The organism is Agrobacterium sp. Ap1, assembly GCF_017313375.1.
Taxonomy (GTDB): Bacteria; Pseudomonadota; Alphaproteobacteria; order Rhizobiales; family Rhizobiaceae; genus Neorhizobium; species Neorhizobium cellulosilyticum.
In genome coordinates this window covers 63319-85738 of sequence record NZ_JAFLMY010000017.1, presented here as the reverse complement: position 1 = coordinate 85738, position 22420 = coordinate 63319, and the positions used below count along the sequence as shown (strand labels likewise).

Here is a 22420-nt window from a genome sequence, read left to right as displayed (position 1 = left end):
GCGAGAAAGCTTCGTCCATGAACCATCCCGGCGTCTCCACATTCCCCTGGTGGACCAAGAACAGCCATGCCGACCGCCGGCCCTTCCTGATTGGCCGCAACCGGGTGCAGACGGCGCTGAGAGCTTTCTTCTCCTCGCGTGATTTCATCGAGGTCGATACGGCGACGCTGCAGGTATCGCCCGGCAACGAGACGCATCTCCATGCTTTTGCAACCGAAGCCCTGACAATCGACGGCGAGGCGGCCCCGCTTTACCTGCACACGTCGCCGGAATTTGCCGCCAAGAAGCTGCTCTCCGCCGGCGAGACCCATATCTTCACCTTCGCGCATGTCTATCGCAACCGTGAACGCGGACCGCTGCACCATCCCGAATTCACCATGCTCGAATGGTATCGCGTCGACGAGGCCTACGAGCAGCTGATGGCGGATTGCGCCGACATGCTGAAACTTGCCGCAGAAACGACCGGCACAAAGCGCTTCTCTTTCCGCGGCATGGAAATCGATCCGTTTGCCGAGCCGGAGCGACTGACGCTTGCCGAAGCTTTCGACCGCTTTGCCGGCATCGATCTCCTGGCCTCGGTTACCGCATCCGGCGAGACAGATCGCGATCTGCTTGCCGCGCTCGTGCGCAACGCCGGAATGCGCGTTGCCGAAGACGACAGCTGGGCCGACCTTTTCAGCAAGGTGCTGGTTGACAGAATCGAGCCGCACCTGGGCCAGGATCGTGCGACGATCCTCTGCGAATACCCGATCTGCGAGGCAGCTCTCGCCCGCCCTTCTGCCCGCGATCCGCGCGTGGCGGAACGGTTCGAGTTTTATGCCTGCGGCGTCGAACTGGCCAATGCCTTCGGGGAATTGACCGATGCCGGCGAACAGCGCCGTCGTTTCGAGCATGAGATGGCTGAGAAAGCCCGCATCTACGGCGAAGCCTATCCGATCGACGAGGATTTTCTGGCGGCTTTGGCTGTGATGCCCGAAGCGAGCGGTGCTGCTTTGGGCTTCGACCGGCTGGCCATGCTGGCGACGGGTGCGACGCGGATAGACCAGGTCATGTGGGCGCCGGTGGCGGAGGTGCATTCTTGAGCGCTGCCCGTTCATTAAAGACGCCGGACGAGCTGCAGGCTGCCGGGCTTGTTGCGCCCGAAGGGCTCGACGCGATCCGCTCTGTTGCCGAACATTATGCGATCGCGCTCACGCCGTCCGTGGTGTCGCTGATCGACCGCACGGACGCTACCGATCCGATCGCGCGGCAATTCGTGCCTGATGCGGCCGAACTGGTGACGACACCGGAAGAGCGCGAAGATCCGATCGGCGATGCCGCGCACAGCCCGGTCAAGGGCATCGTGCATCGTTATCCCGACCGCGTTCTGTTGAAGGCCGTGCATATCTGCCCGGTCTATTGCCGTTTCTGTTTTCGCCGCGAGATGGTGGGGCCGCAGGGAGACGGCACGCTGGCGCCCGACGAACTGGCGGCAGCCCTCGCCTATATCGGCGATCATCCGGAAATATGGGAAGTCATCCTGACTGGCGGCGATCCGCTGGTCCTGTCTCCGCGCCGGCTGGCCGAAATCATGCGTGGGCTTGCCGCCATCGAGCATGTGAAGATCGTCCGATTTCATACGCGCGTGCCCGTCGTCGAGCCTGACCGCATCAACGAGGCGCTGATTGCGGCGCTGAAGGAGAGCGGCAAGACCGTTTATGTGGCGCTTCACGCCAACCATCCGCGCGAGATGACGGTCGAAGCGCGTGCCGCCTCCGCAAGGCTTGTCGATGCCGGTTTTGCGATGGTGAGCCAGACCGTGCTTCTGAAGGGTATTAACGACGATCCGGCCGTGCTGGGAGACCTGATGAAGGCCTTTGTCGAGACGCGGATCAAGCCCTATTACCTGCATCACCCCGACCTTGCCCCCGGCACAGGTCATTTCCGTATGGATATCGCTGAAGGCCAGAAGATCGTCTCGGCACTGCGCGGCAACCTTTCCGGCCTCTGCCAGCCCACCTATGTGCTGGACATCCCAGGCGGTCACGGCAAGGCGATGATTGGCGAAAATGCCGTGCGTGGCGAGGGCGGCTGTTATTCGGTGAGCGATTTCCGCGGCGCAGAACATCGGTATCCGCCGCAATAGGATCAGGACGCAGTAAGCCCTTGGCGATTTCAAGAATTCGCAAATTCGGACGGGGCGCTGAAAGCTGCCTCGTAAGTTTAGTTTATAGGTGACACCTCTCAGCGCCCCGTTCGGCAGTTTTTATCCGCGACTCCGGTCTCTCTGCCGTCACTTTTCTGGATGATCCTTTTGCGCCGGGTTTTCCGCTTTCGCGGACGGACTTGAGCGCCCGGCTAGACCATTCCTCAAGCCACCATGTGTGCCGCACAGGCACATCCGACGCGCCATTCGGGCATCAGAAGCGGCAGGTCTGTCCGAGACCTTAACGCTTCCCCCGTGTCGCCGGAGGGAGACCATTTTCCGCGGACCCCGGTGGTGGAGATTTACGTCCTCTCTCCACCACCAGTGCCGGTCCCGTCTCGCCGGCACGACTGCCGGTGTATCCGTGACGGAACGCGGTGATTGTAGGCACAGGTTGGGAGGGTGGGGATGAAGTTTTGTGCAAGGGATTGGTTTTGTTGAGGAGGAGGGCTGAAACGTCCCCCGGATGAGGCGAAACCCGCACCCAACCTTTCGCTGCGCTCACCCGCCACAAATCTTTCGATCAACAAAATAGCCTTGCAGCGTCTGCACCTGCGGGCGGTCGCCGGTGTCGGTCGGCTGGATGTTGAGCGGTTCGGATGGTTTCCACCAGTCGCCGGCGGCCCAATAGGACCAGCCGAGCCAGACATCCGGCCGGCTTTCGACCACTGCCACCATATCCTTGAGCGACTGCTGGCAGGCCGGCATGGTCGGGACGGCGAATTCTCCGAGAAACCCGCGGCGACCCTGGGCGGCGAGCCAGTCGCCCATATCGGTGATGGCCTTCAAGGCATCGGCCGCACGGCTGCATTCATCGTTCTTGCCGGAGAAGTCGACATCCAGATATTGGTGAACTTCGAAGGCATAGTTATTAGCAGGATCGGTCACGCCCGTCATCACGCCTGCATTCGGCGTGCCGTAATCGCCACCTGACCAGCTATGAGCACCGGTCCATGCGGTGCCAGGCACGAGAATCAGGTTATCGGCACCGGTCTGCCGGATAGCGGATATCGCGCTGTTGGCGGCCGAAAGCCAATCCTCTGCGGATATGCCGTAAGGCTCGTTCATCAAGCCGAACAGGATGCCGTCCTGGCTTGCAAAACTCGCAGCCAGCCGTCGCCAGAAATCTGCAAAGGCGCTTTGCGGCACTGCATCGGAGCCGATCAGCTGGTCTTGGTAGCGGGCATAATTATGCGGATCGAGAACGACCTGCATGCCGGCGGAGCGGATGGCCTTCACCGTGGCGCGCAGCCGTTTCAATTCGGCAGCGTTGAACCTGTCGTAAAGCTTGGGCTGCAGACGCTCCCACAGAAAGGGCAGGCGAACGCCGGTGAACCCCTTGTCCTTGAAATAGGCGATCGTCTTGTCGGAAGGATAGATGTAGCCCGTGCCGTATTCCTGACCGAGACTGCCGAATTCGGCGCCTGCGAGATTGATGCCTCTCATGCACTCAGCCGATTGTGCCGAGCCGGCCGCGACTGCAACACAGGAAAGGGCAACCGCAAGCCGCCGCGCAAAAGCTCTGTATCCTACGCGTCTGTTCACACTTCATCTCCGGTATGGCGCGGTACCCTCGCACCTGCACATTATGAAATCGCTAATAGGCGGGCGAGAGCATTCACATGGTTTGACGGCGGTCCTGCGCCCGCGAAAGACGCAACGGGAACGGAATTTTGCACCGCCGCGCCTAATGTGACGCGATGAAGGACGATGGCAAGCGTCACCGGCGCAAGAAAAACAGCACCCGGACAACCCGCGCAGTTTCCATCGGCGGTCATCACGTATAGGGCATTTGCTGAAAGCGCAGTGCAGGGGAGACGACAGAGAATGAAAAACTATGTCCTGACGGTATCGTGCCGATCCACACGCGGCATCGTTGCCGCGATATCCGGCTTCCTTGCTGAAAAGGGCTGCAACATCATCGATAGTTCGCAGTTCGACGATCTCGATACCGGCAAATTCTTCATGCGCGTGAGCTTCATTTCCGAACAGGGCGCCGAGCGCGACGCGCTGCTTTCCAGCTTCGCCCCTGTCGCCGAGAAATTCGGCATGGACTGGGATGTCTTCGACCAGGCAGACCGGATGAAGGTTCTGCTGATGGTCTCCCGCTTCGGCCATTGCCTCAACGACCTTCTTTATCGCTGGAAGATCGGCGCGCTGCCGATCGATATCGTCGGCGTCGTTTCCAACCATTTCGACTACCAGAAACTGGTGGTGAACAACGACATTCCCTTCCACCACATCAAGGTGACGAAGGACAACAAGCCGCAGGCCGAAGCGCAGCTGATGGAAGTCGTCGAGACGAGCGGCACCGAACTTGTCGTGCTGGCGCGTTACATGCAGGTTCTTTCCGACCAGCTCTGCAGCAAAATGTCCGGCAGGATCATCAACATCCACCATTCCTTCCTGCCGAGCTTCAAGGGCGCCAACCCCTACAAGCAGGCCTATCAGCGTGGCGTCAAACTGATCGGCGCAACGGCGCATTACGTCACCGCCGATCTCGACGAAGGCCCGATCATCGAGCAGGACACGGTGCGCGTTACCCACGCACAGTCGCCGGACGACTATGTTTCGCTTGGCCGCGACGTCGAGAGCCAGGTGTTGGCGCGTGCCATCCACGCGCATATCCACCACCGGACTTTCATCAACGGAAACCGCACCGTCGTCTTCCCGCCAAGCCCGGGTTCCTACGCATCCGAACGCATGGGATAAATCGCACAAGCAAAGGCTGAAAGTCCCTATGGACGCAGCGTTTACCTGCGCTATCCTCACGTCAAGGTTTTACCGGAGAGTGAGAATGCCAGGCGACGAAGCGTCCGAAGTACTCGATACCCCCGCCATTGACGACGACCGTGCCGATAACGTGTCCCTGGATACGATCGAGGCGCTGTTGCGCGACCATTGGGGTCTCTCCGGTCAGGTCTTTCCGGTAGAGGAAAAATACGGGCTCGGATATCTCGTCGATAACGGCAACCTGCGTTATTTCCTCGAGATAAGGGATTTGGCGGACGAGCAGGCTTTGCGCGTCGAACACGAGGTGATGCGCCATATCACTCGCAGTTCGGATGGGCCGCAGGTGCCTGAACCGGTCGCCACCAAGGCCGGGGCGGAAGTGCTGACGGCCGAGATCGGCGGCATGACCCGTGTCTTACGCTTGCTGACGGCTCTTGATGGCGATCCGCCGCCAGAAGATCGCGATGTGACCGAGGAAACCGCAGCCGAGCTCGGCGCATTCCTGGCAAGCCTGGTGAAAAGCCTCGAGGATTTCGATCCGCTGATCTGGAACGGCGAGCATGAGGACGACTTGCGCAAGGCAGGCCCGCGCACTGTCTCGCTTCTTTCCAAGGTAGCCGACCAGGAGGCGCGCGACATGATTGCCCGCGCCATGGTGTCCGCGCTGCGCCGCATTCATCCGCTGGCGGCGGAATTTCGCATCGGTCTGGTGATCCCGGATCTTGGCCCCGGCGATCTCACCGGCGAGACGGATGACGTCGACTGGCATCCAACAGGAATTACCAATCTTGGTGGCCTCTCACGAAGCTGGTACGTCTCTGCTCTGGCCAAGACCTGTGCCCGCATCCTCGCCAGCCAAGGGGGAGAACCGGCATCGATCCTGCCGGCCGTGACCGGTTATCATGCGATCGATCCGCTGAATGCAGCCGAACTGGAAGCGCTCTGGCCACTCGTTATCGCCGATATCGCGTTTTCGGCAGCACTTGCTGAAAACACCCACGCCGAGGCCCCGGATGACGAGTCGGCCGCCGAGGAAGCCAGGGGACGTCGCCAGATCCTCGCCAATGCTTCGACGGTTCCCGCCGAATATATGCATGCCTGCATCCTGGAGGCATGCAGGATCGAACCGGAACCTCTCGATCTGAACCTGCTTATGCCGGAACTGGAAGCGGAGAAGATAAGGCTCGTTGACCTGAGCTCGAAAAGCCCGCTGTTTCAGGGTGGTAACTGGACTGATCCCGATTGCGACTGGCGGCTTCTGGCCCGCACTGCCTGGGAGACGGGCATGGGCAGTACCCGTTACGGCGAATATCGACTGTCGAGAAGCAAGCCTGACGCGGCCGCGACCGAACCGCGGAATGTTGCCCTGCATGTCGACATCTGCCTGCCGACGGGAACGGCACTCATCGCCCCGTTCAAGGGCATTGTGGTGCAGGTGTCTCCGCAACTGTCGCTGCGCGGCGAAAGCGTGACGCTGCTTGTCGAAGGCATGGAAACTGCCTTGACCGAAGGAACCGAAATTGGCCCGGGAGATCAGCTCGGCACGGTGGCGGGTGCTTCCGGGGCAGTCGGCGGGCTGCGCCTGAGGCTTTCGCGGGATCACGAAAACCATCCACCCCTGTTCTGTCGGCCATCCGAGGCTGCCGTGTGGCGGCGCCTCGCCCCATCGCCTTCGGCGCTTCTCGGGATCGATTGCGATGCACCGGCTGCAATATCCGGGCGGGAGGTGCGGGCATGGCATGAGTTCGTCTACGACGAGACCGGCCACACCGTTCTCGATTTCAGCGGCAAGGCACCTCTGATCGGCCACGGGCATCCATCGATCGCCGCTGCCAGCTATCAGCAGCATCTGCGCCTTACCGCATCCTTCGACGGAAGCGCCGAGGCGGAAGCGCTGAGGCAGGCGCTGGTGGATATTGCGCCGCCAGGCTTTACGGATGTCGTGCTGTTTCAGGACCGGCATGCAGCGATGGAAGCGATCACTGAGCTTACCCGAACAAGGGAGACGACGGAGGAAAGGGCCGCGGTCGCGGCCTATCAGGAGAACAGCGCAGAGGACGAAATCGACGGATCATCGGAAGACGAGGCGGAGGTTTCGTATGCCGTGGCAAGCGAGCAAGCAGAACGGGAAGAGTATGCCACGCCTCTGATCATCGAACCGCTCCCTGGCCTTATCCATGCAGCAGAGCAGATAACATCAGCGCGGGAAAACGGCCGGCTGATCCTTGTCGATGAAACGCGCACCGGCTACGGCCGCCTGGGCGAAAACCTCTGGAACACCGAGAGCGACGACATCAGACCTGACCTTCTGCTGGCCGACAGCTGCGATGGGGGCAGGCTGTCCGTGGTTTTCTGCAATGAGGAATTTTCCGAAGCGCTTGCGCCATTCGCAGATCCGGTCTCTCCGGTCGATGCCGCCACCGCATTGGCGGCGCTGACAGTGTTGCGTGAGGAGAACCTGGCGGCAAATGCGTCGGCCATGGGCGAGCTTCTGGAAAAGAGCCTGCGGCAACTTGCCGAAGAAAGTGATCGCATCGAAGCGGTCGAGGGCCGCGGATTATGGTGGGCGATACAACCCGTGAGCGAAGACATCGAAATCTGGGATGCTCTCGACGGACATATCTTGCACGAGCTCGACCATTCCGGCAGGCTGATCCTCGCACCTCCGCTGTGCGTCAGCGAGGCCAGCATCAACCTGTGCCTCGATCATCTTCGCAATGTCCTGCGCCTTCCGCCGAAATAGAATTTAACTTGGGCCTGCCCTTGTCTGGACGTCATCGATACCTACCTTATGCTCGCTGGAGCACCCGGCGGCATTGCGAACGTAATTTCACAATATCGCCTTTCTCCTGTCATCATGCAGAAAAATATTCTGTTTAAATTGGATTTCGTTGATCATCCGGCGCGTTTCAGCTAGGGTGATTGGTGGTCAGAAAATCGATTCTGACGTTATCGCGCAACCGTTGAGAAGGAGAGTGACATGTCTGAGACTACACGCGTCATCGCCTTCGATCGGCTCGCGCTCGATGTGAATAGCACGGATCGCTGCTCCCTTCCGTGCTGTCGAATGTAACGCTTCCGGTTCAATTCGTTCCTGAAATTATCATTCGTTTTGCGCTGCATGCTCTGCAGCCAATACGGGAGTCTACCCATGCAGAAGCAAGTCATCAAATTCGCCGGCGAGCCCGTCGGCATCGTGATCCCGGATGAAGACCGTTTGAAATTCATCGCGGTGAAGTTTCACGTCATCGACCTCGACGAACAGCGTTTCGATTCGGCCGACGACGTGCGCCTAGCGATCAGCAAACTGGTCGCATCGAGAAATTCGGCGCCGGTCGCACACGTATAAACCGTGCCCGGTCCTCAGATGCAGAAAAGCCGCCCTCGAGGCGGCTTTTGTTTTGGCGATCTATCGATGAATTCCGGCTCAGAAAGCCGTAAAGGTGATTGTCGTCAGCGACCGCTCGATGCCCGGTATGCAGGCGATCTTTTCGTTGACGAAACGGCCGATCTCGGCTTCGTCGCTGATATAGACTTTCAAGAGCAGATCCCACTCGCCGCTGGTGGAATAAAGCTCGGAGACGAGTTCCGTCTTGTAAATGGCGTCGGCAACCTCATAGGTCTTGCCGGGCTTGCAACGGAGCTGCACGAAGATTGGTTTCATGGGATCGCTTAGCCTTTATGGACTGACTGATGAAGCGGCTATCGACGCCGCGAAAATGCTGACCGACTATTGGCCGATGCTTGCCGCCGGTGCAAGCATATCAGAGCGGATCTCCCGAGCGATCCAGTCAAGAAAAGCGGCGAGCGGCGGATAGCTCGCCCGATCCGGCATATAGGCGAGATAATATTGTCCCGTCGGCATCGGCTCCCCATCGGCGGCAAGAACCAGCTGCCCTTCCTGCAGCTCCCGCTCGATCAGGAAACGCGGCAAAAGCGCCGCCCCCAGCCCCGATCGTGCTGCCTCGACCATGGTGGTGAACTGGTCGAACAGCATGCCATGCACCGTATCGAACGGGACATTGTTTCGACCCAGCCACAGCTCCCAGGCATCCGGCCGCGTGTTTAGATGCAAAAGCGGTGCATGAAGCAGGTCTGCAGGCTCTGCCAACAGATATCGGTTTTTGAACTCGGGACTGCAGGCCGGCACCGTCTGTTCGTCCATCAGGAAACTCAGTGCTGCACCGGGCCAGCGCGCCTGCCCGAAATGGATCGCGGCATCGAGCGTGTCGAAGCGGAAATCGAACGGTTCCAGCCGAGTGATCAGGTTGACCACCATCCCGGGATGCTGGTCGAGGAATTTTCCGATCCGCGGGGTCAGCCATCGCGTGCCGAAAAACGGCAGGATGGCAAGGTTGAGCGTGCCGCCTGCCGGATTGGCCCTCAGATTGAGCGAGGCGTTAGAGATACGCCTGAGTGCTTCGCGAACTTCGCGCGCATAGGCATCTCCGGCAAGCGTCAGCCGGATCGTCTGCCTTTCACGCAGGAAAAGCGCGACGCCGAGCTGCTTTTCGAGCGCCGAGATCTGCCGGCTGACGGCGCTTTGCGTGAGGCCGAGTTCGTTGGCGGCGGCGGTGACGCTGCCGGTACGGGCGGCGGCTTCGAAGGCGGAAAGAAGCGAAAAGGACGGAAGGAAGCGTCTGGGCGGCAGCATGTCATTCCTCCAGTGAATGACCTGATGAATTTATGTCGATATTCACCGCGAAATCGCCTCTGTAAAGTCGTGCAAAACAAATAAAATCCGGGAACTTCTTGATGTTGAATGATCCGCGTTCGCACGGCCTCTGGGAGAGGACCGCGCCGCCTGCACCTGTGACGACGCCCTTGAAGGCGAATATCACTGCCGACGTCGTGATCGTCGGTGGTGGATATACCGGCCTGTCGGCAGCCCTGCATCTGGCCGAGCGCGGCACCAATGTCGTGCTTCTGGAGGCTGCCGAAATCGGCTTTGGCGGTGCCGGTCGCAATGTCGGCCTGATCAATGCCGGCATGTGGGTGATGCCTGACGATTTTCCGAAGGAACTCGGCGAGCATTATGGCGAGCGCGCACTCGAGCTTCTCGGTAATGGCCCTTACCTTGTTCGAGAGCTGATCGAAAAGCACGATATCGCCTGCGAACTCGAGACGAACGGCACGCTGCATTGCGCAGTCGGCGCGGAAGGCATGAAGGAACTGGAAGAGCGTGCTCGCCAATGGCAGAAACGCGGCGCGCCGCTGACCGTTCTTGACGCCGCAGAGACCGAACGCCGGATCGGCACCAAGGCCTATGCCGGATCGCTGCTCGATATGCGCGCCGGCACGCTGCAGCCGCTTGCCTATGCGCGCGGGCTGGCGCATGCCGCTATCAAGGCCGGCGCAAAGCTGTATACCGGCAGCCCGGTGATCTCGACCGGCGAGGCGAACGGTAAACGGATCGTCAGCACGGCTGAAGGCCAGGTTTCCGCCGACTGGGTGATCGTTGCGACAGATGCCTATTCGACAGGGCCGTGGGCGCAAGTGCGGCGCGAACAGGTTCACCTCCCCTATTTCAACCTTGCGACCAAGCCGCTTTCCGCCAACCTGCGCCGCTCGATCCTGCCCAATTGCGAAGGATGCTGGGATACGAAGGAAGTGCTCTCCTCGTTCCGCATGGACCGGGCCGGAAGGCTGGTTTTCGGATCGGTAGGTGCATTGCGCGGTACCGGCACCGCGGTTCACAAGGCCTGGGCACGCCGGTCGCTGAAACGCCTGTTCCCGCAATTGGGAGAAGTCGAATTCGAGGCCGAATGGTACGGCAAGATCGGCATGACCGACAACGCGCTGCCGCGCTTCCACCGGTTCGGTACCAATGTCATCGGTTTCTCCGGTTACAATGGCCGCGGTATTTCGCCGGGTTCGACATTCGGCAAGGTTCTGGCCAACTATATTCTGGGCGATATCGCCGAAGCGGACCTGCCGCTGCCCCTGACCGCCGTACAGGAAGCCAGCTTCCGCCCGATGAAGGAAGCCTATTACGAGGCAGGCGCACAGATCGCGCATTTCGCCACTGAGCGGTTTTGAAGAACGGTTCTGAACACCCCTTGGTCGACGGATATTGCGAAAACGCCGCCGACTTGTAGATTGCCCTCCAAACAGACATCCGGAGACCGACATGACGCTCGCCAAACTCGACCTCGCCGCCGAAGTGGACAAGATCTTTGCCGATCTCGGCGTTACTGCCGACAAGTACAAGGGTGGCACGCTTGCTGTTCGCTCGCCGATTTCAGGCACCGAGATCGGCCGACTGCCGGAAGTCACGGCCGCAGATGCCAAGAAGGCCATCGATGCGGCCCATAACGCCTTCCTCGAATGGCGCCTCGTACCCGCACCCAAGCGCGGCGAACTGATCCGCCTTCTCGGCGAGGAACTGCGCGCGGGCAAGGCAGCGCTCGGCCGCCTCGTCTCGATCGAAGTCGGCAAGGTCACCTCCGAAGGCCTCGGCGAAGTGCAGGAAATGATCGACATCTGCGATTTCGCCGTCGGCCTCTCCCGCCAGCTCTACGGCCTGACGATCGCAACCGAACGGTCCGAGCACCGGATGATGGAAACCTGGCATCCGCTCGGTGTCATCGGCATCATTTCCGCCTTCAACTTCCCAGTCGCCGTCTGGTCATGGAACTCGGCGCTCGCCATCGTCTGCGGCAATTCCACCGTCTGGAAGCCCTCGGAAAAAACGCCGCTGACGGCGCTCGCCACCCAGGCGATCTTCGACAAGGCGCTGGCTCGCTATATCGCCAATGGCGGCACTGCGCCTAAAAACCTTTCGACGCTGCTGATCGGCGGCCGCGAAATCGGCGAAGCCCTAGTCGATCATGAAAAGGTGCCGCTGGTTTCCGCCACCGGCTCGACCCGCATGGGCCGCGAAGTCGGACCGAAGCTCGCTCAGCGTTTCGCTCGCTCGATCCTCGAACTCGGCGGCAACAATGCCGCGATCGTCACCCCGACGGCCGATCTCGACCTGACCCTGCGCGGTGTCGCTTTCGCCGCCATGGGCACCGCTGGCCAACGCTGCACGACGCTGCGCCGCCTCTTCGTGCATGACAGCGTCTATGATGCGCTCGTTCCGCGTCTCGCCAAGGCTTATCAGTCGGTCACCATCGGCTCGCCCCTCACAGAGGGCAATCTTGTCGGACCGCTGATCGACAAGCAGGCTTTCGACAAGATGCAGGCAGCGCTTCAGGCCTCGAAGGCAGCCGGCGGCAAGGTGGTCGGCGGCGAGCGTGTGCTGGATGCGGAGGCGACCGATGCTTATTACGTCCGCCCGGCAATCGTCGAGATGCCGAACCAGACCGATACGGTGAAGGAAGAGACCTTCGCGCCGATCCTTTACGTGATGAAATATTCAACCTTCGACGAAGCGCTGGCGCTGCATAACGACGTGCCGCAGGGCCTGTCGTCATCGATCTTCACCAACGACATGCGCGAGGCAGAAACCTTCGTATCTGCGCGCGGTTCCGATTGCGGCATCGCCAATGTCAATATCGGCCCCTCCGGTGCCGAGATCGGCGGCGCGTTTGGCGGCGAAAAGGAAACCGGCGGCGGCCGTGAATCCGGCTCGGACGCTTGGAGGGCCTATATGCGCCGCGCCACCAATACGCTGAACTACGGACGCACCCTGCCGCTGGCACAGGGCGTCAAGTTCGACATCGAATAACGAGATTACTGTGACGATGCTGAACCTTCTGACGGATATAGAAGGCGTGGCCGTTGGCCATGCCACCGATCTCGTGCTCGGCTCGGGCGTCACGGCCATCATTTTCGACGAGCCGGCGATTGCCTCCGGCTCGGTTCTGGGTGGCGCACCGGGCGGGCGCGATACGGCCCTTCTCGACCCATCGATGACGGTACAATCTGTCGATGCCTTCGTGCTGTCCGGCGGCTCGGCCTTCGGCCTCGATGCAGCCGGCGGCGTGCAGGCAGGATTACGCCAGATCGGCCGCGGACTGGAAGTCGGCACCACAAGAGTGCCGATCGTGCCACAGGCGATCCTGATGGACCTGCTCAACGGCGGCAACAAGGACTGGGGCCTGCATTCACCCTATCGCGACATGGGCCATGATGCCTTTCAGGCGGCACAAAAGGGCGCCTTTGCGCTTGGCACCGTGGGTGCCGGAACTGGCGCCACGACCGCAACGTTTAAGGGCGGTATCGGCTCGGCAAGCGCCGTCACCTCTTCCGGCCACCGGATTGCGGCCCTGCTGGCTGTCAACGCCATGGGATCGGCCACGGTCGGCGACGGCCCGCATTTCTGGGCATCTGCCTTCGAGAAGAATGGCGAATTCGGCGGCCTCGGCTTTCCGCAGCAGTTTACCGATGACGATACGGCTATGCGTATTAAGGGCGTAAAACTGAAGGCGACGACGATCGGTGTGGTCGTCACCGATGCGACGCTGACAAAAGCGCAGGCGCACCGCCTGTCGATCATGGCTCATGACGGGCTGGCGCGCGCCGTTCTGCCAGCACATCTGCCCGGCGATGGCGACACGATCTTTTCCGCCGCAACCGGCAGAAAACCTTTGGGCGATATGTCTGACTTCGCAGAACTCTGCCATCTGGCGACGGTGGTGACGGCACGCGCGGTGGCACGCGGTGTCTACGAGGCGACTTCTTTACCAGTACCAAATGCGCAGGCCGCATGGCGGGATACATACAAATAACCAAAGGTTGTAGTTTATTTTAATTGCAACCAAGTGAAAATTACTTCACTCTCCTCTCACTGGAGATATCGCCGGGAGACGCTGTCACGATGCGCCCGATCTGCCAGATGGGGGAGTTATGGATATCGCGGAAATCGGGAGCATCGACCTCGGTCAATTCGGCACCGCCCTCTCGGCGGTTGCCGCTCTGGGAACGGCAGCATTCGGACTTGTGGATGTAACCAAGCCGTTTAACGGCGGCATTTCCAATGTCGGCTATCATTTTATCGAATCGGCATTTCAGCCGTTTGAAGCCGCTCTCAAGACGATTAATGCGGAAGAGCCTTATGCGGTCGTAAAGGCAAACTGGTTAAACGGAATGGACAAGGCCGAGCAAAAGGCCGCCGCCAGAAATCTGATAAGGCTGGGCTTCAATTCACAGACCGCCGCACCGATTGCCGGCTATGTGTTGCCGGGTGACGGCGATCTTCTTGCCGCGATCGCCCGGAAGATAGAGATCGGCGAAACGCCGAACGAAGCGGAACTGGCCATTCTGGCCCGCTTCGACGCGATCATAGACGCAAGACTGGACGCCGCATTCGAGCGCGCCGAACAGCAGTTCCGCAATACGTCACGCTTCGTCGCCGCGGCAATCGCGATCGTGCTGGCCGAGGTAGGCACGGCCGTAGTCACTGAGGATTTCGGGTCTTCGCATTTCATTCTGGCCTTCCTGATCGGGCTCGTCGCCGTTCCCGTCGCTCCGATAGCCAAGGATCTATCCTCGGCCATTTCCAAAGCCGCATGGGCTTTCAAGGCGGTAAGACGATAAGGGGGCCATTGTGACGCTATTCCTCAATTTCAGGGTTTCACCAATTGGCGGCGCCATAGCAATGACGCCGGCGATGCAGAAGATTGATACCGACTTTGCGCTGTCTCCGGTAAGACCGGACATATTCAGGCAACAGACAACCGGCCGCGATATCCTCTTTGTCGTCCACGGCTACAATAACAGGCAGAGCGACGGAGTGCATGCGCTCTCCCGGCTAGAGACACTTCTCAACCTGCCACCCTCTGCGGTTTTCATCGGCATCTTATGGCCGGGCGATTCTCATGCGGGCTTCATCAGCTACCCGGTGGAGAAGCCGACGGCGAACCTTACCGGCCAGAAACTGGCGGCCTTCTCCAACCTTGAACTGCGGCAGGCGGCAAGCTTTTCCTTCGCCAGCCACAGCCTTGGTGCTCGGGTCGTTCTGGAGACGATCAGGCGGCTGAACCGCAAAACGCGATCCGCCTGCCTGATGGCAGCAGCCATAGAGCGGACCTGCCTGGAGAAGGAATATGTCGATGCCTTCGAGAAGAGCGGGCATATCTATGTTCTGGCGTCGGAGAAGGATCTTGTCCTTCGCTTGGCTTTTCCATTCGGCAACTTCTTTGGGCATGTTCTCGACCCGACCAGCAATCCGCTCTCCGCTGCGCTCGGTTTCAGTGGGCCGCCAAGGGCGATCGGCAATACCGTAAAACCCTGGCAGATCGACAATAGGCTGGACTACGAGCACGGCGAGTACCTACCGCCTTCGGGCGCCGAACCACCATTTCCGGATCAGAAGGGCACATGGATGGAACCCGCCAACTTCGTCCGTCGTGCCTTTAACCTCGAGCGACAGACATGGCCGGCATAGGATCCGACTAAACGAAGGATGCCAGCGCTTCTTCCAGTCGATGCCAGCCTTCTTCCCCCGGCAGGCCGATCCTGAGATCGTCCGGGCGCTCATCGAAGCGACGGGTGAGGATGCCGTGGCTGGCGAGATGCCGGTAAAGTGCCTGGGCGCGTGGATCCCGGATCAACCGGAACAGGGATGTGCCTCCATGCATGGAAATGCCGGCAGTCGTGAGCAGCGTCTCCAGACGAGCCATTTCGTCTTCCAGCCGTCGGCGCATCATCACCTGCCACCAGCCATCGGCCAGCGCCTCGCTTGCCACATGGAGCGCTGGACCGGATATCGCCCAGGGACCGAGCCTGTCTTCAATCCGTCGCACCACATCGGGATGAGAGATCGCAAAACCGAGCCTGAGGCCGGCCATGCCGTAAAATTTTCCGAATGAACGCAAGACCAGAAGGCCACCGCTTTCGACCATTTCCGCAACGCTTTTGGCCTCGGACACGTCCGAAAAGGCTTCATCAACGACAAGCAGTCCACCTTTGTCCCGCATGGCGTCGGCAAGCGACAGGAGATCCGCCCTCGGCACGACGCGACCGGTCGGATTGTTGGGGTTGACGATGACCGCAAGATCGGCCGCTGCGAGCTGATTGATGTCATCGGTTTCGGTGACCTCGAATCCGGCCAGTTTTGCTGCGCGGGCATGTTCGGCATAGGTGGGAGACAGAATTGCTGCCTTGCGCCCATCGATCAGCGAGGCGACGATCGGCAGCAGGATCTGCGTGCCTGGCCCTGCCGCGACATGGGCCGCGGACAGCGCGCCATAGGTTTTAGCTGCGATCGCTTTCAACTCATCAAGCGATGCCGGTTCCGGCAGCCGTGCAAAAACATTGCTAGGAATTGCTGAATGCGGATAGGAATGCGGATTGATACCAGTCGAAAGATCGATCCATGGTTCCGGCGCCTGAGGAAACAGCGCACGCGCCCTGGCCAGATTGCCGCCGTGCTGGATCGGATCGCCAACGACATCTTTATCCTTTGGGTTTGCCACAGCAATGTTCCTTCTTGCATTCCTCGCGCTGATCTTGGAGCGCTTTACCGGCTACCCGGATTGGCTGTTCAGACTGATCGGCCATCCCGTCACGTGGATCGGCCGGCTGATATCGCAACTCGACGCCCGATGGAACCGCGAGGCGGATGACTTCGCCACGCGAAAACGCATGGGGATCCAGGCACTCGCCGTTCTGATGGCGATTGTCATTCTTGTCTCTGCGGTCCTGCAGGATGTGCTGCTTGTTATCCCGCTGGGTCCGATCCTGCTCATTCTTGTCGCTGCGAGCCTCCCGGCCCAGAAGAGCCTCGAGCGACATGTGCGCGATGTCGCTTCCTCGCTCAAGCACCATGGCTTGCCGGCGGGACGGGCGGCCGTCTCCAGAATTGTCGGCCGCGATGTCGAACAATTGGACGAAGCGGCAGTTTGCCGGGCGGCGATCGAAAGCCTCGCCGAGAATTTTTCCGATGGCGTGGTCGCGCCGGCCTTCTGGATGGGGATCGGCGGCCTGCCTGCCGGTGCGGCATACAAGGCAGCCAATACCGCCGACAGCATGATCGGCCACCGCTCGCCGCGCCACGAAGCTTTCGGCTGGGCGGCCGCCCGTTTCGACGACCTCGTCAACCTGCCTGCCTCGCGCCTCACGGCAGCGCTTTTCGTGGTTGCCGCGCTTTTTGTTCGCGATGCCTCGCCAAGCAATGCCATCAGGGCGATCCGCCGCGATGCTAAGAACCATCGATCGCCGAATGCCGGCTGGCCTGAAGCTGCGATGGCAGGTGCCTTGGGAATAGCGCTTGCCGGCCCGCGCAGTTATGGCGGCGAGATGATCGAGGCGAGCTATATGGGCGAAGGCGGCCGCAGCGAACTGGTCTATGAGGATATCTACGACGCGCTGAAGATCGCCCGCATTGCCGACATGCTGCTGATCGGCCTTTTCGGCGTCCTGGCGGTCCTCATGTGGCAAGTCTGAGCAACCCGCTGAGATCGAGATACCGTTCCATATGGGCGGCGAGACGATCGAGAATGGCATCGACATTCGCCTCGTAATCGAGGCCTGAAGACGAACCGCCAAGACGGGTGAGCCAAGCTGACCGCTGCCTGTCGTCGGAAAACAACCCGTGGACGTAAGTGCCGACGACCCGGCCATCAGCGGAGGATGCCCCTTCCGCTTGACCACCGATCGTCGAGAACGGCCGGGCGCAATCCGCGCCGGCTGTGCGGCCGATATGCATTTCGTAGCCGGCGAAGGAAATACCATCGAAACTAGAACCCGAAACTGCTTCAAGCCGCTTGGCGCCGGAAAGAACGGTTTCGACATTGAGCAGGCCGAGTCCATCGACTGAACCGGGTGGGCCTTCAGTCCCTTCCGGATCGGAAAGCCGTTTGCCGAGCATCTGATAACCGCCGCACAAACCGAGCACCCGCCCGCCGCGGCGATGATGGGCGGCGATATCTACATCGAACCCGGCTTGGCGCAGCGCCGCAAGATCCGAGATCGTAGCCTTGGAGCCGACCAGCAGCACGAGATCGCAATCACCGGGAATGGCTTCGCCGCGACGGACGCGGATCAGTTCCACATCCTGCTCGGCTTCCAGCGGGTCGAGATCGTCGAAATTGGAAATATGCGGTAGGATCGGCACCGCGATTCGAATTTTTGCTCCCGGCTTGCGAGCAAAAGACTGGGAAAGGCCCAGCGCATCTTCGGCCGGCAAAAGTGCCGCATCGGCAAAATGCGGCAGGAGCCCGATCGATTGCCAGCCCGTGAATCGGGCAATCAGATCCATGCCTTCGGCAAACAGCGCCGGATCGCCACGAAACCGGTTGACGATGAAACCGCGGATCATTGCCGCATCATCGGCATCGATGACCAGTTTCGTGCCGGCAAGACTGGCGATGACGCCGCCGCGATCGATATCACCGATCAGGACAACCGGAACATCGGCGGCACGGGCAAAACCCATATTGGCAATATCGTTCTGGCGCAGGTTGATTTCAGACGCGCTGCCCGCACCCTCGACCAGAACCAGATCAGCCTTGGCGCGCAGTATCTCGAAGCTTTCGAGCACGCGGGAGAGCAGCCGGGTCTTGAGATGCTGGTATTCGGATGCCTTGGCATTGCCTTCGACGCGCCCCTGCACCACGACCTGGGAGCCGATCTCGCTCTGCGGTTTCAGAAGCACCGGGTTCATATGCACGCTGAGCGGCATGCCGGCCGCGCGCGCCTGCAGCGCCTGCGCCCGGCCGATCTCGCCGCCATCGGCGGTGACGGCCGCATTGTTCGACATGTTCTGGGGCTTGAACGGCGCGACGCTCAGGCCACGCGAAGTGAAGGCGCGGGCAAGGCCGGCCACGACCAGCGACTTGCCCACGTCGGAGCCCGTTCCCTGGAACATCAGCGAGCGAGCGACCATGATCTAGAACTCGATGCCGGCCTGGGCTTTGACACCCGCCTTGAAGTGATGTTTGACCAGAGACATCTCCGTCACCAGATCAGCCGCCTCTATCAAGGCCGGTTTCGCGTTGCGGCCGGTGACGACAACATGCAGGTCAGGGCGTCTGGCCTGGAAGGCGGCGACGACCTTTTCCAGATCAAGATAGTCGTAGCGAAGTGCGATATTGAGTTCATCGAGGATGACCAGCCCGATCGTCTCGTCAGCCATCAGCTCGAGCGCCTTCTCCCAGGCCTTTTTCGCTGCAGCGATATCCCGCTTCAGGTCCTGGGTTTCCCAGGTAAAGCCCTCGCCCATCGTGTGCCAGACCACCCGATCGCCGAACACGGCAAGCGCCGGCTGTTCGCCGGTAGACCACGCGCCCTTGATGAACTGGACGATGCCGACGCGGCGATTGTTGCCGAGCATCCGGAGAGCCAGCCCGAAGGCGGCCGTCGACTTGCCCTTGCCGGGGCCGGTATGGACAATGAGAAGACCCTTTTCGAGGGTCTTCTCGGCGACTTCGGCATCCTGAACCGCCTTGCGGTTCGCCATCTTGGCGCGATGACGTTCCTCGGCGGTTTCGTCTACAGTCTTCAACGCGCTGCAAGCTCCCTTTCGGCGGTCAGCGAAACCTGTTCTCCGCTGCGAAACTTCTCTCGCAGCAGGCCGGCAATCGCTCCGAGCACCGCCCAGAAGATCAGGTTCGTGGCATAAACGGCATTGACGAAGCGGGCATAGAGCTCGATCGGCACAGCCGTTTCATGGGTTGGCGGCAACGGCGCGCCGACCAGATGCGGCGCGACGAGAAGCACGATTGCCAGAGCCGCCAGCAGAGCCGATCGGGTATAGGCGAGAAGCCCGAGACCCGCCGCGGTGCAGATCGCAGTCGAGACCCACCAGACCTGACGCGGCCCGAGATCGGCAGCCGGCATGCCCGGCAATTCCGGCGGCAGCCCCAGACCGGGCGCCAGGCTGACGGTGAGGAAGCCGGCAATGCCGAACAGCAGACCGCCGCGCCATCCGCCGAAACCGCCGAGAGCTTCGGCGATTGCGATCGCAACGAGCGCGAAACCGATCGCGGCAAGCACATCGGCGGAAGCGGTATAGATGAACCGCTCGAAACCGTCGGCGGGCGCCCAGGCCTCTTCGTCATGGTGGTGATCAGCGGTCGGTGCAGCCGTCCCGGCAGCAGATACCGCGTCATGACTATGCCCGGCCTCTTCGCCGCCGGCATTTTCATAGGTTTCCGCCTGCAGGATCAGCGGTACGGTGGAAAAACTCTGCATCACGGTCATCAGCATCCCGGACAAAAGTCCGGCGACCACCGCCGTGAAGACGATGTTACGAAATAGCGACATTTGGAAAATCCCCTCGGTGGCTGGCTATATCAATGGCAGGGAAAGGCCAGCGAATGGCGCGTATCATGGGCCGCGTTATGCACGACTTCCAGATGCGAGAAGCCGACGAAACCGACCATGAACAGGCCAAGAAGGGCCGACATGCTAAGAGGAATGATTTTTGATGCGGAAACGCTGGCTGCGGCTGCAGCAGAATTCGTAACCATGGACTTCGTCTTTCTGCCCTCCACCCGAGGGCTGTTACCATTGCCGAATGTCTCTGGCAGGTCTCCTGGCTCGCGGATCGGGCGCCTTCACCCGCCTTCCCAATTCAATCCGTAAAGGGATTGCTCCAGTGGCTTGACGACCGGATGGCCGTTTTGGGCAAAGGCTTTCCGCTTACAGTTGCGGGGGCAGCCGCGGGTTTGACGAAAGATCGTCGCACCGCATTCCCTTGAGTAACCCTTCCGGGCACCAAAGACAGATCCACTATAGTCAATTCGGTTCTATCGGCAATCGCCTTTGCGACATTGACAGTTTGACCGCGGAACGCTTACTTGAGCGCCACGACGGTCCTTTGCCGGCAACGGCAGGGGCTAAGAGAGAATGCGGTGCGGACCGATAAAACGGTCCAATGCCGCGGCTGCCCCCGCAACTGTGTGCGGCGAGCCATCACGCCAGAGACGCCACTGGAGAGGTCCGGCCATGGACCCTTCTGGGAAGGCAGGCGGATGGTGACGACCCGCGAGCCAGGAGACCTGCCGTTTGAAAATCATGCTTTTCCGGGCGGGGTGCTCCGGCAAAGGCTTCAATCATCGCTGCAGGATGGCTTGGCTTTCCTGTTCCGCACCCCGACTTGAGTAACCCGGCGGTAGTGCGGCCTGATGACAGATGATGCGCGAAAAGACGAAACCGGAACGACCGTTGGCGGCAATGCCGGCAACGTCGACGTGACGATCTTCGTCTGCACCAATTGCCGCGAGGCGACGGACAGCGAGGCCCGCCCCGGTATCGACCTGATCGAAGCGCTGAAACTGGCAGCTAAGGGCAAGCCGCTTACCGTCAAGCCGGTCACCTGCCTTGCCAATTGCGATAAGAGCCCGAGTGCGGCCTTCAACCACCGTTCCGGCTGGTCCTATGTCTTTGGCCACCTCTCCACCGAAGATGCCGACGACATCGTCACCGGCGCGATGATGCTGGCCGAAGACGAGCGCGGTTTCCTGCCCCTTCGCGGCCGCCCGATGTGCCTTCGTGGAAAAGGCATGACGGCCCGTATCCCACCCTTTCATCACCACGAGGACATGCCTTCATGAGCGAAAACTTCGCCCCTAAGTTCGATAAGGTTCCCTGCACCGTCGTTACCGGCTTTCTCGGCGCCGGCAAGACCACGCTGATCCGCAACCTGATCGAAAAGCTGGACGGCAAGCGGCTGGCGATCATCGTCAACGAATTCGGCGATGTCGGCATCGATGGCGAGGTGCTGAAAGGCTGCGGCATCGAGAGCTGCCCGGACGACAACATCATCGAACTGGCCAATGGCTGTATCTGCTGCACGGTGGCAGACGATTTCGTGCCGGCGATCGACCAGATTCTCGCCCGCGAGCCGCGCGTTGACCATATCCTGATCGAGACTTCCGGTCTTGCTCTGCCGAAGCCGCTCGTACAGGCGTTTCAGTGGCCGGCCGTGAAGGCGCGTGTGACAGTAGATGCCGTGATTGCGGTCGTTGATGGTGTAGCACTGGCCGAAGGCCGCGTTGCCGATGACCACGATGCGCTCGAAGCCCAGCGCCAGACCGACAGCTCGATCGATCATGACGATCCGGTCGAAGAAGTGTTCGAGGACCAGGTCGCCTGTGCCGACATGATCGTGCTGACCAAGACCGACCTTCTCGATCAGGCTTCGCTTGCAGCCGCCAAGGGCCGAGTTCAGGCGCATCTGCCGCGTGCCGTGAGAATCGTACCAGCTGCAAATGGAGCGGTTGATCCCAGCGTTCTGATCGGCCTTGGCCTTGCCGTCGAGGACGATATCGAGAACCGCAAGACCCATCATGACGACGAACTCGACCACGACCACGACGATTTCGACAGTTTCGTTATCGATCTGGCCTCGGTAACCGACCCCGAAGCGCTGGCTGCCCGTATTTCGGCGACCGCGGAAGCGGAAAACGTGCTGCGCATAAAGGGCTTTGTCGACGTCGCGAACAAGCCGATGCGCCTGCAGGTTCAAGCGGTAGGATCGCGCGTGAACCACTATTTCGACCGCGCCTGGGCACCTGGCGAAAACCGCCAGAGCCGCCTCGTCGTGATCGGCGAAAAAGGCATCGACCGCGCCGCGATCGAAAAAATGCTGGCGGCATAAGAGCCACCGGC

The 22420-nt window shown here is 60.7% G+C and carries 21 protein-coding genes and 2 riboswitches; of the genes, 13 read left to right on the top strand and 8 right to left on the bottom strand.

Features of this window, described 5'->3' with window-relative positions:
* The first annotated feature begins 17 nt into the window (after positions 1-17).
* Positions 18-1082 (top strand): EF-P lysine aminoacylase EpmA, encoded by a 1065-nt coding sequence (epmA, locus tag JZX87_RS24335; protein ID WP_206828508.1) that lies wholly within the window; start codon positions 18-20, stop codon positions 1080-1082.
* Positions 1079-2125, top strand: coding sequence for a lysine-2,3-aminomutase-like protein (locus tag JZX87_RS24330; RefSeq protein WP_206828507.1), 1047 nt, complete (start codon positions 1079-1081; stop codon positions 2123-2125). Before epmA ends, JZX87_RS24330 begins: the two co-directional genes overlap by 4 nt.
* Before the next feature lie 561 nt (positions 2126-2686).
* On the opposite strand, the gene JZX87_RS24325 is transcribed toward JZX87_RS24330, so the two are convergent.
* Positions 2687-3730: a glycoside hydrolase family 5 protein gene (locus JZX87_RS24325; protein ID WP_353654252.1), complete on the bottom strand. Its 1044-nt coding sequence runs from the start codon at positions 3728-3730 to the stop codon at positions 2687-2689.
* Positions 3731-4012: 282 nt separating this feature from the next.
* Between JZX87_RS24325 and purU the strand changes: the two genes are divergently transcribed.
* The 3 genes from purU to JZX87_RS24310 all read left to right on the top strand — a co-directional run bounded on the left by purU (position 4013) and on the right by JZX87_RS24310 (position 8267).
* The gene (gene purU, locus JZX87_RS24320) at positions 4013-4897 is read left to right on the top strand and encodes a formyltetrahydrofolate deformylase (protein WP_148143690.1); all 885 of its coding nucleotides are present in this window, start codon (positions 4013-4015) and stop codon (positions 4895-4897) included.
* 85 nt (positions 4898-4982) lie between these two features.
* Positions 4983-7661, top strand: coding sequence for an aminotransferase class III-fold pyridoxal phosphate-dependent enzyme (locus JZX87_RS24315; protein ID WP_206828506.1), 2679 nt, complete (start codon positions 4983-4985; stop codon positions 7659-7661).
* A gap of 408 nt (positions 7662-8069) precedes the next feature.
* Positions 8070-8267, top strand: coding sequence for a hypothetical protein (locus JZX87_RS24310; RefSeq protein ID WP_148143694.1), 198 nt, complete (start codon positions 8070-8072; stop codon positions 8265-8267).
* Positions 8268-8345: 78 nt separating this feature from the next.
* Here JZX87_RS24310 and JZX87_RS24305 read toward each other — a convergent pair whose 3' ends face one another.
* Both JZX87_RS24305 and JZX87_RS24300 read right to left on the bottom strand, forming a co-directional pair.
* Complete coding sequence (locus tag JZX87_RS24305) at positions 8346-8582, bottom strand: Lrp/AsnC ligand binding domain-containing protein (RefSeq protein ID WP_112506623.1); 237 nt, start codon at positions 8580-8582, stop codon at positions 8346-8348.
* Between the two features lie 66 nt (positions 8583-8648).
* A complete protein-coding gene (locus JZX87_RS24300; protein WP_206828505.1) occupies positions 8649-9572 on the bottom strand; it encodes a LysR family transcriptional regulator in 924 nt (307 codons plus the stop codon).
* A 101-nt stretch (positions 9573-9673) separates the two neighbouring features.
* Here JZX87_RS24300 and JZX87_RS24295 point away from each other — a divergent pair, with 101 nt between their 5' ends.
* From JZX87_RS24295 to JZX87_RS24275, 5 genes are all read left to right on the top strand, one after another.
* On the top strand, positions 9674-10957 hold the full coding sequence (locus tag JZX87_RS24295) for an NAD(P)/FAD-dependent oxidoreductase (RefSeq protein WP_206828504.1): 1284 nt from the start codon (positions 9674-9676) through the stop codon (positions 10955-10957).
* Between the two features lie 91 nt (positions 10958-11048).
* The gene (gene amaB / locus JZX87_RS24290) at positions 11049-12590 is read left to right on the top strand and encodes an L-piperidine-6-carboxylate dehydrogenase (protein WP_206828503.1); all 1542 of its coding nucleotides are present in this window, start codon (positions 11049-11051) and stop codon (positions 12588-12590) included.
* 16 nt (positions 12591-12606) lie between these two features.
* Positions 12607-13593 carry a P1 family peptidase gene (locus JZX87_RS24285; protein WP_206828522.1) on the top strand — a complete coding sequence of 329 codons (987 nt, stop codon included), beginning with the start codon at positions 12607-12609 and terminating at the stop codon, positions 13591-13593.
* A gap of 118 nt (positions 13594-13711) precedes the next feature.
* Positions 13712-14401 (top strand): hypothetical protein, encoded by a 690-nt coding sequence (locus JZX87_RS24280; protein ID WP_148143705.1) that lies wholly within the window; start codon positions 13712-13714, stop codon positions 14399-14401.
* Between the two features lie 10 nt (positions 14402-14411).
* On the top strand, positions 14412-15251 hold the full coding sequence (locus tag JZX87_RS24275) for an alpha/beta hydrolase (RefSeq protein WP_206828502.1): 840 nt from the start codon (positions 14412-14414) through the stop codon (positions 15249-15251).
* Between the two features lie 7 nt (positions 15252-15258).
* Here JZX87_RS24275 and cobD read toward each other — a convergent pair whose 3' ends face one another.
* Positions 15259-16281: a threonine-phosphate decarboxylase CobD gene (gene cobD, locus JZX87_RS24270; protein WP_353654251.1), complete on the bottom strand. Its 1023-nt coding sequence runs from the start codon at positions 16279-16281 to the stop codon at positions 15259-15261.
* Between the two features lie 4 nt (positions 16282-16285).
* On the opposite strand from cobD, the gene cbiB reads away from it, so the two are divergent.
* Positions 16286-17251: an adenosylcobinamide-phosphate synthase CbiB gene (gene cbiB, locus JZX87_RS24265; protein WP_206828500.1), complete on the top strand. Its 966-nt coding sequence runs from the start codon at positions 16286-16288 to the stop codon at positions 17249-17251.
* Here cbiB and JZX87_RS24260 read toward each other — a convergent pair.
* The 4 genes from JZX87_RS24260 to JZX87_RS24245 are packed head-to-tail and all read right to left on the bottom strand — an operon-like array spanning position 17235 to position 20277.
* A complete protein-coding gene (locus tag JZX87_RS24260) occupies positions 17235-18692 on the bottom strand; it encodes a cobyric acid synthase (RefSeq protein WP_206828499.1) in 1458 nt (485 codons plus the stop codon). The two genes, cbiB and JZX87_RS24260, sit on opposite strands and share 17 nt — an antisense overlap.
* Before the next feature lie 3 nt (positions 18693-18695).
* A complete protein-coding gene (gene cobO, locus JZX87_RS24255) occupies positions 18696-19310 on the bottom strand; it encodes a cob(I)yrinic acid a,c-diamide adenosyltransferase (RefSeq protein WP_206828498.1) in 615 nt (204 codons plus the stop codon).
* Positions 19307-20071: a CbtA family protein gene (locus tag JZX87_RS24250; RefSeq protein ID WP_206828497.1), complete on the bottom strand. Its 765-nt coding sequence runs from the start codon at positions 20069-20071 to the stop codon at positions 19307-19309. Before JZX87_RS24250 ends, cobO begins: the two co-directional genes overlap by 4 nt.
* A gap of 29 nt (positions 20072-20100) precedes the next feature.
* The gene (locus JZX87_RS24245) at positions 20101-20277 is read right to left on the bottom strand and encodes a CbtB domain-containing protein (RefSeq protein WP_183829446.1); all 177 of its coding nucleotides are present in this window, start codon (positions 20275-20277) and stop codon (positions 20101-20103) included.
* Positions 20278-20315: 38 nt separating this feature from the next.
* Positions 20316-20544, bottom strand: a riboswitch (cobalamin riboswitch).
* Positions 20545-20603: 59 nt separating this feature from the next.
* Positions 20604-20830: riboswitch (cobalamin riboswitch) on the top strand.
* Positions 20831-20934: 104 nt separating this feature from the next.
* On the opposite strand from JZX87_RS24245, the gene JZX87_RS24240 reads away from it, so the two are divergent.
* Entirely contained in the window at positions 20935-21363 is a 429-nt protein-coding gene (locus JZX87_RS24240; protein WP_183829451.1) for a DUF1636 family protein, read from the top strand.
* The gene (cobW, locus tag JZX87_RS24235) at positions 21360-22409 is read left to right on the top strand and encodes a cobalamin biosynthesis protein CobW (protein WP_183829454.1); all 1050 of its coding nucleotides are present in this window, start codon (positions 21360-21362) and stop codon (positions 22407-22409) included. Before JZX87_RS24240 ends, cobW begins: the two co-directional genes overlap by 4 nt.
* Positions 22410-22420: the final 11 nt, after the last annotated feature.